The sequence below is a fragment of the Agrobacterium sp. BT-220-3 genome (assembly GCF_025910175.1).
Classification (GTDB): Bacteria; Pseudomonadota; Alphaproteobacteria; order Rhizobiales; family Rhizobiaceae; genus Agrobacterium; species Agrobacterium oryzihabitans.
Genome location: NZ_JAPAIX010000003.1, coordinates 526,572 through 542,730 on the forward strand (window position 1 = coordinate 526,572; position 16,159 = coordinate 542,730).

Sequence of the window (16,159 nt, forward strand, 5' to 3'; positions counted from 1 at the left end):
AAATCCCGTCAGAATGTTCGTGTTGCCGGTAGCAGAAACTGCAAAAGCCGAGCGTTGAAAAGGTCAGCTTCGGTAATATTGACCGCATGCGCCCCAAAATCGAGAAGGCAGAGTTCGCCCTGCGGCAAACCCTCAGCGAGACGCATGGAGCGGGTGTAGGGCACCAGAAGATCGTCTTTCGTGCCCACCACTAGCGCCGGATTGCCGATCTCGCCAAGGCGGGTATCCACATCGAAGGCCCTCAGCGCCGCGATGCGCCGAAGCACATTCGCCCTGCCCTGAAAATGCGCAACGCCATGGGCATCGTCCCGCGCCAGCCGCTCCTGATGTTTCGACATCCACGCGGCCGGATAGAGAAACAGCGGCTGGGCTTTCACGAAAGCCTCGACACCGGATTTCTCCAGAAGCTCGATCCGCACATCGAAGCAGCGCCCGGAATGCGGATCGGCCTTGCTCCAGGCATTGATCAGAACAAGCCTGTCGACAAGGCCGGGCCGGCGCAGCGCGATATCGAGGCCGATCAGACCACCAAGCGCATGACCCATGAAGTGGAATTTATCGAGGTCCAGCGCCGAAGCGATTTCCAGCACATCATCCGCCATCGCCGATATGCCGCCCTCCAGCGGCACCTCGCCACCGGTCCTGCCGGTTCCGCGATGGTCGTAGGTGACGATCCGGAAATGATCGGAAAGGGCTTCGATCTGCGGCGTCCAATAGGCGCCCGATCCGCCCAGCCCCGATGACAGCAGGATTGTGGGCGCCCCAGGATCAGTCCGGCCATGAACCTCGAAATGCATCATCTGCCGTTTCGCCCTATTTGCCGATATGGGCGACGGTGGCGATTTCCACCAGCGCGTCGGGCTTCACGAGGCCGCACTGGATGCAATAACGCGCCGGCTTGTCGCCGGGGAAATATTCGGCATAGACCGTGTTGACGGCCTGGTAGTTGGCCCAGTCGGTGATGAAGATGTGGTTCATCGTCACGTCCTCCATCGTGCCGCCGGCGGTCTCGATGACGGACTTGATGGTCTCAAGAACATGGCGGGTCTGCGCGCTGGCATCGCCCACATGCACGACATTATTGTCCTTGTCGAAGGGCAGCGTACCGGAAACATAAACCACGCCATCGGCAAGGGTTCCCGGCGAAAAGGGAGCGATGGGTTTGCTGGTGCCGGCGGGCACGACGATCTTCTTCGGCATTTCGTTCTCCTCTTGTGGTTGGATATCAAGCGCTGACGGGTGCGGCCTGCGAGATGACGCCGCAGAAATCATTGACGGTGGCGACCCAGCCGAAAAATTTCTCGACATTGTAGACCGTCGCCTGCTGGATATAGTCCGGCCCGAGATGATGCGTGGCATCCTCCAGCATCACCCCGAAATATTCGAGATGGAAGGCGTCGCGCAGCGAGCTTTCCACGCAGACATTGGTGGCGATGCCGACAAAGACCAGATTGCGGATGCCACGGGCGCGCAGCACGCTGTCCATATTGGTATTGAAGAAACCGCTATAACGCGTCTTCGGCACCAGAATATCGCCGGGCTGCGGCTGCAGCTCGTCGACAATGGCATAATCCCACGTGCCCTTTGCCAGCAGCTGGCCCTGCAGCTCCGGCCTCTTGCGCATCGTCTTCAGGGCGTTGGACTTATGCCAGTTGGGCGAACCCGGGCCGCCCGCCTCGACATAGTCCTTGTCCCAGCCATTCTGGAAATAAATGACCTGAACACCCGCCGCCCGTGCCGCATCCAGCGTCTTCTTGATGTTGGCAATGGTGCCCTTGGCCCCGGAAATATCGAAACCGGCAAGATCGACATAACCGCCCTCGGTCGAATAGGCGTTCTGCATGTCGACCACGACAACGGCGGTCTCGCTGGGCTTCAGGGTGATCGGCTCCGGCCTTGCCGGAAGCGTCACGCTTTCCGAACGGCTTTCCGGCCCCTTGTAACCCGCCACGACGGCTTCACTCATTCCGCTGCCTCCAGTTCGGCCAGAACATGCTTGCGGCTCTTCATCAGCGGCTGCACATATTTGCCGAATTTTTCGACGCCTTCGAGGAAGTCGTCAAAGGTCAGCATCACGCCGCCCGTTCCCGGCACTTCGCTCATCTCGTCCAGCATGGCCGCCACTTCCTCATAGGAGCCGATCAGCGTTCCCATGTTGATATTGACCGCCGAGACGGGATTGGACATGTGCCGGACATTGGTGTCGGAGCCGGATTTGGTGTCGACAGCGCTTTGCAGGCCGAGCCACTTGATCGCATCCTCATCCGCACCCGCCTTGTAGTGCTCCCATTTGGCCCAGGCATCCTCGGATTTTTCCTCGGCAAGCACCATCGTCAACACGACGGATTTAACCTCACGGCCGGTCTTTTCCGTTGCCGCCAAAAGCCGCTCGTTGGTGGGCGCGAAGGCCTTCGGCGTATTGACGCCGACACCGAAGCAGAAGCTGTAATCGGCAAACTTGGCCGAAAACGCCATGCCGGAATTGGAAGAGCCGGCACAGATGAGTTTCACATCGCCCTGCGGCACCGGCTTCATGCGGCAATCTTCCATCTTGAAGAACTTGCCGTTGAAATCCGATTGCCCGTCCGTCAGCAACTCTTTCAGAACGGTGGTGTATTCGCCGAGATATTCGTAGCGGTCGCCGAAATAATCGTCGCCCGGCCAAAGCCCCATCTGGCTATATTCCGGCCGCTGCCAGCCGGTAATCAGGTTGATGCCGAAACGGCCGCCGGAAATGGAATCGATCGTCGTCGCCATGCGCGCGACAATGGCCGGCGGCATGACCAGCGTGGCGGCCGTGCCGAACAGCTTGATCTTGGAGGTGACAGCGGCAAGGCCCGCCATCAGCGTGAAGGATTCCAGATTATAATCCCAGAACTCGGTCTTGCCGCCAAAACCGCGCAGCTTGATCATCGACAGCGCGAAGTCGAAACCATATTGCTCCGCCTTGAGCGTGATCGCCTTGTTCAGGTCGAAGCTCGGTTTGTATTGCGGCGCGTTTTCGGAAAGAAGCCACCCATTGTTCCCGATCGGGATAAAAACACCAACTTCCATTTTGCTGTTCCCTTTTTTAGCGTCAGGTGTCTCCTGACTTGACAAAAGAGTAGCAGGTTCTGTGCCAGACCAAATAAAATAATTTTATCAAATGGATAAAATTTCGGAGCACATCGAGCGTTGACTAAACGATAAAATTTTTATCATTTGGTAAAAATATTTGCCTGTTTATTCAGCAAATACCGAACACAATGTGCGGGAAATGGGAGACCCTCTAAACGGTCGCAGAGCGTGCACGGCATCCGAAATGCTCACCTCCGTCATGCCGGACTTGATCCGGCATCCAGCCACGGCGCTTCTGCGCCGTGAGAGGAGTCTTTCGCGATCAAGGACTTGATCGCACTGGACCCCGGATCAAGTCCGGGGTGAGGCCGCAGGGACTTTATGACTCAATCGAACAGACCCGCGCAACGGGGCACGTCTGCGCGATGAGGACAACAATCGCAAAGCTATGCCAAAACCTCAGACGAGGCGCTGCTGCGCATAGGCATGCACGGCCCGGAAAGCGGCTTCCGCACCGGCGACAACCCGCTCTTCCTCTTCAACCGTCAGCGCAATTTCATCAAGCGCGGCGGTAAAGGTGCGCCAGTGCAGGCCACGTCCTTCCGGAGCGCCGGCCAGATGGCGCGCGCCGAATTCTTCGGTGAGGCCAAGCTTGGCTGCATCTTTCAGAAGGAAAGCCGCGCCGAGATTGGAGCCTTCGACCACGTAAAGCCAGCCCATGGCCTCCGGCAGATCGAACGGCGTCTCGCTGGTAAAGCGCGGTGCCGCGGTTTCGGGAATTGCGTGGCCGAGATCGGCAAGATCCTGCTCGATCATCGCAAGACGGCGGCGACCCTTGAGATCGGGAAGCAGGCCGTCAAGCGTCGCATTGGCGAAGAAGACATCGAGATCGCGATGGAAAAGATACTGCGTTTCCACGAATTTGCCGAAGTTCTCCCGGCTCTCGAACGGCTTCGCTGCCATGATGAAGGCATCGAGACCGCCATGCGCGCCGCGCGTCGCAGCCCTCAGGCGCTTCACTCGGCTCTGTTCGATCTCTTCCACAGGCGCTGACGGCTCCACAACGGTCATGATACTTCCCTTTATCCCACAAACAGATTGCCTGATAAAAATCTTTACTGAAACAGTCAAATTTTATTTTAGCATTTTTTGGTGTTCAGCGGAAAAATGACATTCGCGTAAACCGCTGTAAACATTCCATGCCTCACCGGATGCAACACACCCCATCAAGCAGCCTCCGGAACCAATCCGCCCGCCATTCCAGCCTACCGAACAATCATCTTGCAATTACCGCTTTACAACTAACATGTCAGTATGCCATCAATCTGCAGCCATCTTGGAGGAGCATCTTAATTGACCCAGAAATTCGGCCTTTCGGCAGCCCTGACGACCCCTTTCAAAACGGACGGAACGGTCGATATCGACGCCATGATCGCCCATGCCCGCCGCTGCCTTGAAAATGGCTGCGACAGCGTGACGCTCTTCGGCACCACCGGCGAGGGATGCTCCGTCGGCAGCCGCGAACGGCAGGTCATTCTCTCCCGCTTCATCGAGGCAGGCGTCGCGCCTTCCCGTCTGGTTACCGGCGTTCTGGTGGATTCAATCGAGGATGCGGCCGAACAATCCGCCGAGGCCCTGAACGCAGGCGCTCGCAATATTCTTCTCGCCCCGCCCTCCTATTTCAAGAATGTCAGCGATGACGGGCTGTTTGCCTGGTTCTCGGCGGTTTTCGAAAAGATCGGCAAGGGCGCACGCGATATTCTCGTCTACAACATCCCTTCCGTGACCATGGTGACACTGTCGGTCGAACTGGTGGGTCGTCTCAAGAAGGCCTTCCCGGGAATCGTCACCGGCGTGAAGGATTCCTCCGGCAATTGGGCACATACCGAGCGTCTGCTGAAAGAGCACGGCGATCTCGCCATCCTGATTGGCGATGAACGCGATCTCGCCAAGGGCGTTCGCCTCGGCGGTCAGGGCGCGATATCAGGCGTCGCCAATTTCCTGACGCAGGAAGTGCGCGCCATGGCCGTTGACGGCAAGGACGACCCACGCATCGTCGATCTTGTTGTGGAACTTCTGAAATTCCCGGTTACACCCGCCGTCAAGGTGCTGGTATCACACACGACAGGGGAAAATATCTGGTCTGATGTGCGCGCGCCGCTCGTCGCCATTTCGCCGGAGGACCGGCGGCAGATCGAAGGCGCATTCGACGCGCTGTTTCGCAAACAGGCCGCCTGAACAGACCTTGAAAGGTTGAGCATGGACGATACCGGCGAACAGACATTGCGGGAACGGGCGTATGAAAGCTTTACGCATCACCTTCTCTCGCGCGACGTTCGCCCTGGGCAATTCATCTCGCAACGCCGCCTCGTGGAATTGACGGGTCTGCCGCTCGGCGCGATCCGGGAGGCAATTCCACGGCTGGAGGCGGAGGGCCTGATCAAGACCGTGCCGCAGCGGGGGTTGCAGGTCGCCCATATCGACCTCAACCTCATCCGCGAGGCGTTCCAGTTCCGTATCTTTCTCGAAAAGGAAGCCGTGGCGCTCTTTACCCGTTCGGCCTCCGACGAGACCATCGCAAAGCTCTTAAAACAGCATCGCGATATTGCCGAAGCGGCTGAAAAGGGCGGTGAATCGCCGGAACTGGACCAGCACGCACAGCAGGTGGACTGGGGCATGCACGACGCCTTTATCGATGCGCTCGGCAATTCGATCATCTCGAACGCCTATCGGGTCAACTCCATCAAGATGCGCCTCATCAATCAAGAGCGCTTCCGCATTGCCGGCCATGTGAAATCGGTGATGAAGGAACATCTCGCCATTCTAGAGGCCATCGAGCGGCGATCCGTCGAAGACGCCGTGGAGCGGCTGACCGCCCATATCCGCAACGCAAGGGACAGGGCGCTGGCGGTTTAGGGCAATTCCGGCAGGGACTGAAGAGGGTCCTGCGCCGGGATTGCAGGAAAATAAGCAACAAGCCGGGGTGAGGAGAATTTCCGGCTAATCTGGAGGAGAACTGACATGACGCATTCATTGCTCAACCCCACGCGTCGCGCCTTTCTGGCAGGCACGGCGGCGCTTGGCGGCGGCGCGATGCTCGGCATTCGCCCGGCATCGGCAGCGGTGAACTGGAAAAAACACGCCGGCACCACGCTTGAGGTCAATCTCGTCAAAAGCCCACGCAGCGAAACGCTGATCAAATATCTCGGCGAATTCGAAGAACTGACCGGCATCAAGGTCAATGCCGAGGCAACGCCGGAACAGCAGCAGCGCCAGAAGGTCGTCATCGAGCTTTCCTCCGGCAAGCCAAGCTTCGACGTCGTGCATCTGAGCTACCACGTTCAGAAGCGTCAATTTGAAAAGGGCAAGTGGCTGGCCGATATCAGCGGCTTCCTGAAGGATCCGTCGCTCACCGATCCGTCGCTCGTCGAAAAGGATTTCGCCGAGGCCGGCATGCTGTTTGCCAAGGATAGTGACGGCGTGCTGCGCTCGCTGCCCTTCTCGGTGGATTACTGGATCGTCTACTGGAACAAGGAACTCTTTGAAGCCAAGGGCCTGAAATATCCTGAGACCTTCGAGGAACTGGTGACCGCGGCGGAAAAGATCACCGATCCTTCCACCAACACCTATGGTTTCGTCGCCCGTGGCCTGAAGAACGCCAATACCCCGGTCTGGACCTCGCTGATGCTGGGTTACGGCGCAAAGCCGATCAGCGCTGACGGAAAGATCGATACCGAATCGAAGGAAGCGGTCGAGGCAGCGAAACTCTATCAACGCCTGATGACCAAAGCCGCTCCTCCCGGCGTCTCCGGCTTCAACTGGGCGGAAGCGCAGTCTGCCTTCCTGCAGGGCAAGATCGGCATGTGGTTCGATGGCGTCGGTTTTGCACCGCCGATCGAGAACCCGGAAAAATCCCGCGTCGTCGGCAAGGTCGGTTACGGCGTCATGCCGAAGGGCCCTGCAACCCAGGCCGCCGGCACCTTCGGCGATGGTCTTGGTGTTGTCGAAGCCAGCAGCAAGAAGGAAGCCGCCTATCTCTTCTGCCAATGGGCGATCTCCCATGAAATGGGTGCACGTCTCCTGCAGGCCGGTGCGGGCGTTCCGTTCCGCCAGTCCATCCTCGAAGACCAGAAGGTGCGCGAAGGCGTAAAGATGCCGGCCGCCTGGCTGGATGCGGTCGTCGGTTCCGGCAAGGTCTCGCAGCTTGCCCTGCCCGTCATCATTCCGGTGACGGAGTTCCGCGACATCTACGGCGTCGGCCTCACCAACATGATCGGTGGCGCGGATCCGGCGGCCGAACTCAAGAAGGCGACGGAACAGTTCGCACCCGTTCTGGCGCGTAGCGAGGGATAATGGCCTCCGTGAGCATCGAAAACACCAAAACAGGCGTCAGTCGCAAGGAAGGGAGCAGGCCGGCAAGGCTTGCTCCCAACTACTGGCCCTTTGTCATACCGGCACTTGTCGTCATCTCGGCGGTGATCGTTTTTCCATGGGTCTTTACGCTCTGGATGAGCGCGCATCGCTGGACGCTCGGACAGGAGCAGAGCTTTATCGGTTTCGAGAACTACATCCGGCTCGCAAGTGACGGACGGTTCTGGGAATCGCTTTGGCACACGCTCATCTATACCGTGCTGTCGGTCGTCGCTCCGCTGTTCCTCGGAACATTGGCGGCGCTGGTTTTCGATGCGCAGTTTCCGCTGCGCGGTTTCCTGCGCGGCGTCTTCGTCATGCCGATGATGGCGACCCCGGTCGCCATCGCGCTCGTCTGGACCATGATGTTCCACCCGCAGCTCGGCGTGCTGAACTATCTGCTCTCCTTCATCGGCATCGGCCCGCTGGAATGGATCTACAACCAGTCCACCGTCATCCCCTCGCTGGTGCTGGTGGAAACCTGGCAATGGACGCCGCTCGTCATGCTGATCGTGCTTGGTGGTCTCGCTGCCGTGCCGCGCGAGCCCTATGAGAGCGCCGAAATCGACGGCGCCAACGCCTGGCAGAAATTCCGTTACCTGACCATGCCGATGATCGCACCGTTCCTGATGATCGCCGTCATCATCCGCTCCATCGACGCCGTCAAAAGCTTCGACATCATCTATGCGATGACTCAAGGCGGACCCGGCACGGCGTCCGAAACCATCAACATCTATCTCTACAACACGGCATTCGCTTATTACGACATCGGTTACGGCTCGGCCATGGCCGTCGTCTTCTTCATCATCATCGTGGCGCTCTCCTTCGTGCTTCTGATGGTGCGCCAGCGCTCGCAATGGAACGAGATGGAGGATCGCTGATGTCTGCAAAAGTCCTGAAACGCAAGACGCTTGATCGCATCGGCCTGTTCTTCGTGGCGCTGGTGATGATCTCGCCGGTCATCCTGTTCTTCATGTGGATGATCTCGCTGTCACTGAAATATGAAATCGACAATGGCGCCTATCCGCCGATCCTCATTCCCGAACGTTTCGCCTGGTCGAATTATGTGAAAGTGTTCGAGGAGAATAATTTCTTCCTCTATTTCTGGAATTCGGTCCTCGTCACCGGTGCCGCCACCATTCTCGCGCTCGTCATCGGCGTGCCCGCCGGTTACGGCATCGCAAGGCTGAAGGCGGAAAAATCCGCTGTCGTCATCATGATCGCCCGCATGACGCCCGGCCTCTCCTTCCTCATTCCGCTGTTCCTGCTGTTCCAATGGCTGAACCTCTTGGGCACGCTCTGGCCGCAGATCATCATCCATCTGGTGGTGACGGTTCCGATCGTCGTCTGGATCATGATCGGTTATTTCGAAACCACGCCGAAGGAGCTGGAAGAGGCGGCGAGCATCGATGGCGCATCCTCCTGGCAGGTGTTCCGGCTGGTGGCGCTGCCGATTGCCAAGCCCGGCATCGTCGTCTCCTTCATCCTCGCGGTCATCTTCTCGTGGAACAACTTCGTCTTCGGCATCGTGCTGGCCAGCCGTGAAACGCGCACCCTGCCGGTCGCGGTCTACAACATGCTCTCCTTCGAACAGGTCAGCTGGGGTCCGCTGGCCGCAGCCGCGCTCATCGTCACGCTGCCGGTGCTGCTGCTCACAATGTTCGCGCAGAAACAGATCGTGGCGGGCCTGACCGCCGGCGCCGTCAAGGGCGGCTGAACCAAACAAATTATAACGGGAACCTTTACAATGGCACCGGTCAATATTCTAAACGTCCAGAAGCGCTTCGGCGCGGTCAACATCATCCACGGCATCGATATCGACATCAAGGACGGCGAATTCGTCGTGCTCGTCGGCCCCTCCGGCTGCGGCAAATCCACCCTGCTGCGCATGATTGCCGGGCTGGAAGAGCTGAGCGACGGCGAAATCCACATCGGCGCGCGCGAGGTCAGCCACCTGCCCGCCCGCGACCGCGATATCGCCATGGTCTTCCAGAACTACGCGCTTTATCCGCACATGACGGTGAAGGACAATATGGGCTTCGCGCTGAAGCTGAAGAAGGTGAGCGCCGACGAAACCAAGGCCAAGGTGGACAGGGCCGCCGCCATTCTGGGACTGGAAAAGCTGCTGGACCGTTATCCGCGCCAGCTTTCCGGCGGCCAGCGCCAGCGTGTCGCCATGGGCCGCGCGCTGGTGCGCGACCCGCAGGTCTTCCTGTTCGATGAGCCGCTCTCCAACCTTGACGCCAAGCTGCGTGTGCAGATGCGCGGCGAGATCAAGGCCATGCACCAGCGCATTGGCACCACCACCATTTACGTCACCCACGACCAGGTGGAAGCCATGACCATGGCCGACAAGATCGTGGTGCTGCATGATGGCGTCATCGAGCAGATCGGCGCGCCGCTGGAGCTCTACGATCGCCCAGCCAACCTCTTCGTCGCCGGTTTCATCGGTTCACCGGCCATGAACTTCATTCGCGGACGCGTTGAAGAAGGCGTGTTCCGCACGGTGAAGGGCCTGAGCCTGCCCCTGCCCGCAAACGCAGACATCGCTGCACTGGGTGGCCGCGACCTCGTCTACGGCGTGCGCCCGGAACATATCCGCGCAGCAAGCGGCGGGATCGAAGGCCGTGTCGAACTGGTTGAAGGCACCGGCTCGGAAATCTATGCCAAGCTGAACTGCAAGGGCGACGAGATCGCCTGCCTGTTCCGCGAGCGGCTGGACGTTCGGTTCGGCGATACGATCCATATCGCCATCGACTCGGAAATGGTGCATCTCTTCGACAAGGCAAGCGGTAAGCGAATCTGAGAACTGAGAAGGGTGACGGGCATGGAGAGCCAACACGAGAGCCGCAGGCATGTGCTGTGCGTGGGCGCTGCCGTGCTCGACACGCTGTTTCGCGTCCATGACATGCCGAAGGGCGAAGGCAAGGTCCTGCCCTATGAGATGCTGCAGATTGCCGAGGGCATGGCATCCAGCGCGGCCTATGCGGTGCACCGCATGGGCGGCCACGCCAGCCTGTGGGGTGCAGTCGGCGACGACGAGACCGGCACCCGTATCCTGCGCGACCTCGCCGAAAGCGGCATCGACACATCAGGCATGACGGTCGCCGCCGGTGCTCGTTCCGCACTCTCGACAATCATAATCGATGATCGTGGCGAACGGCTGATCGTGCCTTTCTACGATCACCGGCTGCACGAGAAGAAGCGCTCCTGCACGCCGGCAGACCTCGCCACTTTCGACGCCGTTCTGGTGGATGTGCGCTGGCCGGAACTGGCGCTTGATGTTCTTGGTGTAGCGCGCGCGCTCGGCAAACCCGCCATTCTGGATGGTGATGTCGCGCCCGTCGAAACGCTTGAAAAGCTCGCGCCTGCCGCAACCCACATCGTTTTTTCCGAACCCGCCGCCGCCCGGCTGACGGGGCTTGAGGTCGTGGAAGCCATGCTGCCGGTGCTGCACGCCCGCTACCCGCAGACCTTCATAGCCGTCACCGCCGGACCAGCAGGTTGCTACTGGACGGAAGCTGGCGATCCGACCGTGCATTTTCAGGAAACGATGCAGGTCGAGGCGGTAGATACGCTGGCGGCGGGCGACATCTTCCACGGCACCTTTGCGCTTGCGATGGCTGAGGGTATGGAAAGCCGCGCGGCCATCCGGCTCTCCTCCATTGCCGCCGCACTCAAATGCACCGTCTTCGGCGGCCGCGTCGGCGCGCCCACCAGGACAGAGGCCGAAGAGGCCATGCGGCAATGGCTGGCACAGGAGCGGAAACCGGCTCAGCGCGCCTCCTGAGCACATACGTTGCCCGCATAAAACTATTCCATTTTTGCGATGCCGTTTCGCGGCGAACTAGGCTAACGTTCGGACAGGCAAAGCTTTTCGGAAGCTGCGCTCGCCCGACATGCCAGCCTTAATTCCGCAAAAGTGACCGACCCGATGCATGAGACGACCCGCCCGAGACTGCGCGATATCGGCTTGCCGCCCGGCCATTTCAAGACTGGCGCGCTCAACGCCATTACCGATGTCGAAGGTGTGCTTGTTGGCCACTCCACGGTGATCGAAGGCGATAAGATCCGCACCGGCGCGACGGCAATCCTTCCGCACGGCGGCAACATCTTTCAGGACAAGGTGCCCGCGGGTTTTGCGGTCTATAACGGCTTCGGCAAATTCGCCGGCTCGACCCAGATCGAGGAATTGGGTGAACTCGAAACGCCTATTATCCTTACCAATACACTCGCGACCGGCAGGGCAATCGAGGCGATCAATCGCCATACGCTGTCGCAGCAGGGCAATGAAAAAATCGTCTCTATCAACGCCGTCGTCGGAGAGACCAACGACTCTCGCCTCAATGATATCCGCGCCGGGCGACCAACCGTCGAGGAAATCTCGGCTGCGCTGAAAAACGCAAACAAAGGCCTGGTGGCCGAAGGTGGCGTTGGCGCAGGAAGCGGCACCGTGGCTTTCGGCATGAAAGGCGGCATAGGAACCGCATCCCGTATCGTCATGATTGCCGGGGAGACCTATACGCTCGGCGTTCTCGTACAGTCCAACTATGGCGGCCATCTGCTGGTCTGCGGCAAACCCTATGTCAGCCCGGAGCACAAGGACAAGGACGGCTCGATCGTCATCATCATCGCAACCGATGCGCCGCTTTCCTCCCGCAATCTGAAGCGTCTGGCCGCCAGAAGCTTCGGCGGGCTGGCCCGCACGGGCGCCGCACTCAGCAATGGTTCCGGCGACTATGCACTGGCATTTTCGACCGACGAGCGGCTTCGCAAAACACCTGCGCGCCGCAAGGCCGTCGCCGATTTCCCTGAACTCTCCAACGATGCGATTTCGCCGCTGTTCGAGGCCGCCATAGAGGCGAGCGAAGAGGCGATCCTCAATTCGCTCTGCACGGCAACGACGACAACGGGCTTCAATGCCGCAACCGGCAAGGTCTCAACTGTCGAGGCCATTTCCATCGATACCCTCAAAACCCTTCTTTCAGCCTGACCTTTCCAGACGGAGTTTTCATGACTAGCCAATCCGGTCGCATCGTTTACCTCAACGGCGAATTCCTGCCCGAGGCGGACGCCCGCCTTTCCATCTTCGACCGCGGTTTCCTGTTCGGCGACGGCATTTATGAAGTCACCTCCGTTCTCGAAGGCAAGCTGATTGACAGCGACCTGCATATGGCCCGGCTTGAACGCAGCGCCCGTGAAATCGACGTGCCGCTGCCGGTCACGACGAAGGAAATCGTCGAGGCCGAACGTCGCCTGATCGCCGACAACAACCTTGTTGAAGGCATGATCTACCTACAGCTGACGCGCGGTGCGGAAGACCGCAACTTCCTGTTCTCCGCCGATTTGAAGCCGACGCTGGTGATGTTCACCCAGGCCAAGAAACTCATCGGCACCTCTGTCGAAGAAGCGGGCCTTGCGGTCAAATCCGTTCCCGACCAGCGCTGGGAGCGCCGCGACATCAAGACCGTCTGCCTTTTGCCGCAGGTAATGGCAAAACGCATCGCCAAGGCCGAAGGCTGCGACGAGGCGTGGATGATCGAGGACGGTTTTGTCACCGAAGGCGCATCCTCCACCGCCTATATCATCACCGGCGACAGGAAGATCATCACCCGCGGCAACAGCAACAAGACCCTGCCCGGCTGCACCCGCCTTGCCGCCCTGCAACTGGCCAAGGAAGCCGGCTTCACGCTGGAAGAGCGGCCTTTCACGCTGGAAGAGGCGCTGAATGCCGATGAGGCCTGCCTCACCAGCGCCTCCAACTTCGTGGTTTCAGTGACGAAGATCGACGGCAAGCCGGTTGGCAATGGCAAGCCCGGCCCGCTGGTGAGCCGCCTGCGCGCGCTTTATCTCGAAAACGCCCGCCGCACGGCGATCTGACCTCGATCAATCTTCGAGAACCGCCCATATGCGCTCGACAACGGGGCGGCGGTTCTCTCTTGAGCGATAAAGCCTGATATCGACGGCAATATCGAAACTGTGATCGGCGGCACGCACCAGCGTGCCGCTGTCCAGCTCGTGCCGCATCAGGCTTTCCGGCACCCAGGCGACACCCCAGCCAGCCATTGCCATGGCTTTCAGCCCCACCGACATGCTGCCCTCATGCACCCGCTCGAACTGCGGCAGGCGCGCGCTCAAGAGATCGCGCAGCAGCGGCCCGAAGAACGACGCCTTTTCGTAATCCAGATAAGCAAAGGGTTTCTTCGCGTTTTCCACGAGTTCATGCAGCGGTGAACCATCTTTCGCCGGCGCGGAAACGGGAATGATATTTTCTGCACCCAGCACGCGGAACTCGAAGGTCTGCGCATCGAGCAGCATCGGCACTTCGGGATGGGCATAGGTCAAAAGGAAATCGCTCTGCCCATCCACCAGCGAATTAAGGTTTTCCTCCATGCTGCCGGAATCGGGCCTCAAAACTGAAAACAGCGGCCCCGCCGTCTCGTTTACCCTTTTCAGCCAGTCTGGAAAGAAGGTGAAAGACAGCGTGTGCAGCGCCGTCAGCCGCACGGTCTTCGCATCCGCCCCCTCCTCCTGAAGCAGTGTGCGCCGGGCGTGGTAAAGCTGTTTCAGCGTTTCCTGCGCCACCGGCACGAATTTCACCCCCGCTTCGGTCAGCCGGGAGGGATAAGAGGCGCGGTCGACCAGCGTGGCGCCCACCCAGGCTTCCAGCTGCTTGATCCTTCGGCTGAAAGCGGATTGCGTCACATGCCGCTCATCCGCCGCCTTCGAAAAATTGAGCGTTCCGGCCAGCGCCAGGAAATCCTCGAGCCATTTGACTTCCAAGGGCCTGTTCTCCCACAAAGATGTCGTCCCGGCCTTCAACCGGAACATGGGGTCTTTATTAGGAGCAATAAGGGCTGATTGAAACCCTTTTAGGAAGGCCGAAAATGCGGATAAACGGCCACGAAACTCTCTTCCGTCATCCTCGGGCCTGACCCGAGGATCCACAACCACGCGCGACAATGGATCCTCGGGACAGGCCCGAGGATGACGTCGAGTTTGTGGGACGCAACGGGATCGATTTCAGACCGTTAGCGGCTTCGCGAATATTCGATCATCCGCGCGCGGCTGGAAACCAGCTCGATCCGGTCATCGCCCAGACGATTGAGGCAGACACGCTTCGTCCATGGCCCATCAATCAGCGTGAAGAGGAAACGGCCATTGCCGAGTGCCTTCAGAGGCATGCTGCGTCGCGTTGGGCCGATGCCCATCGTCAGCGAGGAGCCGCTGATCACAAATTCCGCTCCCTCATCGGAGCGCCACGACCCCGAAAGATCATCGGGCACAGCATGATCGCCTACCGGCAGGAAGCGGCGGGCGGCGTGACCAGCCTCCCCAATAAACGCATCACCCTCGAGCTTCAGGTGCATGGGCGACGATGCCGAACGCGATGACACCCAGCCATCGGCATCTTCATAAAGCGTGTCGTCGCCATCGATGAAAGTGGATGTGCTGCCCTTGATTTCCAGCCACCACGGTCCGCTTTCAGTAACATAAAGGCCTTCCGGCAGGCTGGCGGCGGGTTTGGGCAAAGGCAGACCTGTCAGGGCCGCCATGCTTTCCAGCGCGATCTTGAAGCCATTGGTATCCTCGCGGTTAGACACCACGACGAAACCCGTGCCGTTTTCCGGATCGAGCAAGAAATAGGTCTTGTATCCCGGATGCGAACCGCCGTGACCGACGAAGCGCCTGTCGCCAAGGTGCGACCAGCGCAGGCCGAGACCATATTCGCTCATCCGCCCATCTGCCAAACGGCGTTCAATGGAAAGCCCGTCCAGAACACCCGCAAAGCTTCCCTCCCCCCGCATCAGGCCCTGCAGCCAGCGGGTCAGCGCTTCGGCACTGCCGGCAAGACTGCCAGAGGCGGAAATATGCAGGCCGGCCGCCGAAAGCTGCCAGTTGCTTTCCGCCTTCCAGTAGCCGGGTACCAATCCATCGACCGGATCGTTCCAGACATCCGGCGCCTTCAGGAAAACGCCGAACGGACCGGCAATTTGCGCCTGCACGAAATCGTCGAAACGGAAACCATGGCGCTCCAGCGCCGCTTCCACCAGACGATAGCCGGTATTCGAATAGGAAACCTCGCTGCCGGCATCGAAGTTCAGTCGCGTCAGCCGCGACAGATAGTCTAGAAGCGGGCCGGCCTTCGTTTCGGTGTAGACGGAAAGACCAAGCAGAGAGAGGCATTCGCGCGTGTCCGGCAGGCCGCCGCTCATATCCAGCGCCTGCCCGACAGTGACGTCGCGGAGCGGCGATTGCAGCTCCGGCAGATGCTTGCCGAGCGGATCGTCAAGCCCAATCAGATCGGAATGGGCAAGCACCATGGCGCAGAAGGCGTGTTTGGTGACGGAGGCATAACGCACCACGCTTTTCGGCGTGAAGGGTGTGAAGGTGGAAAGGCTTTCCACGCCACCCGCATGGGCGAAACGGATGCCGCCGAGATCGAAACCAATGACTGCCCCGCCCGGCTCGTTGCCCGCCCATTGCGAGACGAAGCTCTCGGCAAGCGTTGAAGCGGCGTTCCAGTCGAATTGCTGTGACATTGTTCGGTCTCGTGTCTTTGTTTCGACGTCGATAGCCTCGACGTCACCACTTGTTTCTTCTCCCCGCCGGGGAGAAGGTGGCCCGAAGGGTCGGATGAGGGGGCAACATTGCCGGATTTCGGAGAGCTTGCCCCCTCATCCCGCTGCCG

The 16,159-nt window shown here is 59.7% G+C and carries 16 protein-coding genes; 9 read left to right on the forward strand and 7 right to left on the reverse strand.

All coding sequences use genetic code 11. The features are described 5' to 3' along the window. Positions 1-8 precede the first annotated feature (8 nt). From rutD to OK142_RS12925, 5 genes are all read right to left on the reverse strand, one after another. A complete protein-coding gene (gene rutD, locus OK142_RS12905; protein ID WP_216330184.1) occupies positions 9-800 on the reverse strand; it encodes a pyrimidine utilization protein D in 792 nt (263 codons plus the stop codon). Positions 801-813: 13 nt separating this feature from the next. Then, positions 814-1,200 carry a pyrimidine utilization protein C gene (gene rutC / locus OK142_RS12910; RefSeq protein WP_003492069.1) on the reverse strand — a complete coding sequence of 129 codons (387 nt, stop codon included), beginning with the start codon at positions 1,198-1,200 and terminating at the stop codon, positions 814-816. Positions 1,201-1,225: 25 nt separating this feature from the next. Next, a complete protein-coding gene (gene rutB, locus OK142_RS12915) occupies positions 1,226-1,966 on the reverse strand; it encodes a pyrimidine utilization protein B (protein ID WP_003492071.1) in 741 nt (246 codons plus the stop codon). Next, positions 1,963-3,054, reverse strand: coding sequence for a pyrimidine utilization protein A (gene rutA / locus OK142_RS12920; protein WP_498683131.1), 1,092 nt, complete (start codon positions 3,052-3,054; stop codon positions 1,963-1,965). The genes rutB and rutA overlap by 4 nt, the downstream gene beginning before the upstream one ends. Before the next feature lie 462 nt (positions 3,055-3,516). Continuing rightward, positions 3,517-4,128: a biliverdin-producing heme oxygenase gene (locus OK142_RS12925; protein WP_498683133.1), complete on the reverse strand. Its 612-nt coding sequence runs from the start codon at positions 4,126-4,128 to the stop codon at positions 3,517-3,519. Between the two features lie 282 nt (positions 4,129-4,410). On the opposite strand from OK142_RS12925, the gene OK142_RS12930 reads away from it, so the two are divergent. The 9 genes from OK142_RS12930 (at position 4,411) to OK142_RS12970 (ending at position 13,347) form a co-directional block, all read left to right on the forward strand. Further along, entirely contained in the window at positions 4,411-5,295 is an 885-nt protein-coding gene (locus OK142_RS12930) for a dihydrodipicolinate synthase family protein (protein ID WP_498683137.1), read from the forward strand. Between the two features lie 21 nt (positions 5,296-5,316). Further along, on the forward strand, positions 5,317-5,973 hold the full coding sequence (locus tag OK142_RS12935; protein ID WP_498683139.1) for a GntR family transcriptional regulator: 657 nt from the start codon (positions 5,317-5,319) through the stop codon (positions 5,971-5,973). A 105-nt stretch (positions 5,974-6,078) separates the two neighbouring features. Continuing rightward, positions 6,079-7,410: an ABC transporter substrate-binding protein gene (locus tag OK142_RS12940; protein ID WP_498683142.1), complete on the forward strand. Its 1,332-nt coding sequence runs from the start codon at positions 6,079-6,081 to the stop codon at positions 7,408-7,410. Further along, entirely contained in the window at positions 7,410-8,348 is a 939-nt protein-coding gene (locus OK142_RS12945; protein WP_020011696.1) for a carbohydrate ABC transporter permease, read from the forward strand. Before OK142_RS12940 ends, OK142_RS12945 begins: the two co-directional genes overlap by 1 nt. 14 nt (positions 8,349-8,362) lie before the next feature. Beyond that, positions 8,363-9,184, forward strand: a complete 822-nt coding sequence (locus tag OK142_RS12950) for a carbohydrate ABC transporter permease (protein WP_026363927.1) — start codon at positions 8,363-8,365, stop codon at positions 9,182-9,184. A 30-nt stretch (positions 9,185-9,214) separates the two neighbouring features. After that, on the forward strand, positions 9,215-10,273 hold the full coding sequence (locus OK142_RS12955; protein WP_498683144.1) for an ABC transporter ATP-binding protein: 1,059 nt from the start codon (positions 9,215-9,217) through the stop codon (positions 10,271-10,273). Positions 10,274-10,294: 21 nt separating this feature from the next. Next, positions 10,295-11,257, forward strand: coding sequence for a sugar kinase (locus OK142_RS12960; RefSeq protein WP_498683147.1), 963 nt, complete (start codon positions 10,295-10,297; stop codon positions 11,255-11,257). Between the two features lie 144 nt (positions 11,258-11,401). Then, on the forward strand, positions 11,402-12,460 hold the full coding sequence (locus OK142_RS12965; protein WP_498683149.1) for a DmpA family aminopeptidase: 1,059 nt from the start codon (positions 11,402-11,404) through the stop codon (positions 12,458-12,460). Positions 12,461-12,480: 20 nt separating this feature from the next. Further along, positions 12,481-13,347, forward strand: a complete 867-nt coding sequence (locus OK142_RS12970; protein WP_498683150.1) for a D-amino-acid transaminase — start codon at positions 12,481-12,483, stop codon at positions 13,345-13,347. A gap of 6 nt (positions 13,348-13,353) precedes the next feature. On the opposite strand, the gene OK142_RS12975 is transcribed toward OK142_RS12970, so the two are convergent. Then, positions 13,354-14,250 carry a LysR substrate-binding domain-containing protein gene (locus OK142_RS12975; protein WP_313611086.1) on the reverse strand — a complete coding sequence of 299 codons (897 nt, stop codon included), beginning with the start codon at positions 14,248-14,250 and terminating at the stop codon, positions 13,354-13,356. Between the two features lie 248 nt (positions 14,251-14,498). Next, complete coding sequence (locus OK142_RS12980; RefSeq protein ID WP_498683151.1) at positions 14,499-16,010, reverse strand: serine hydrolase domain-containing protein; 1,512 nt, start codon at positions 16,008-16,010, stop codon at positions 14,499-14,501. Positions 16,011-16,159 lie beyond the last annotated feature (149 nt).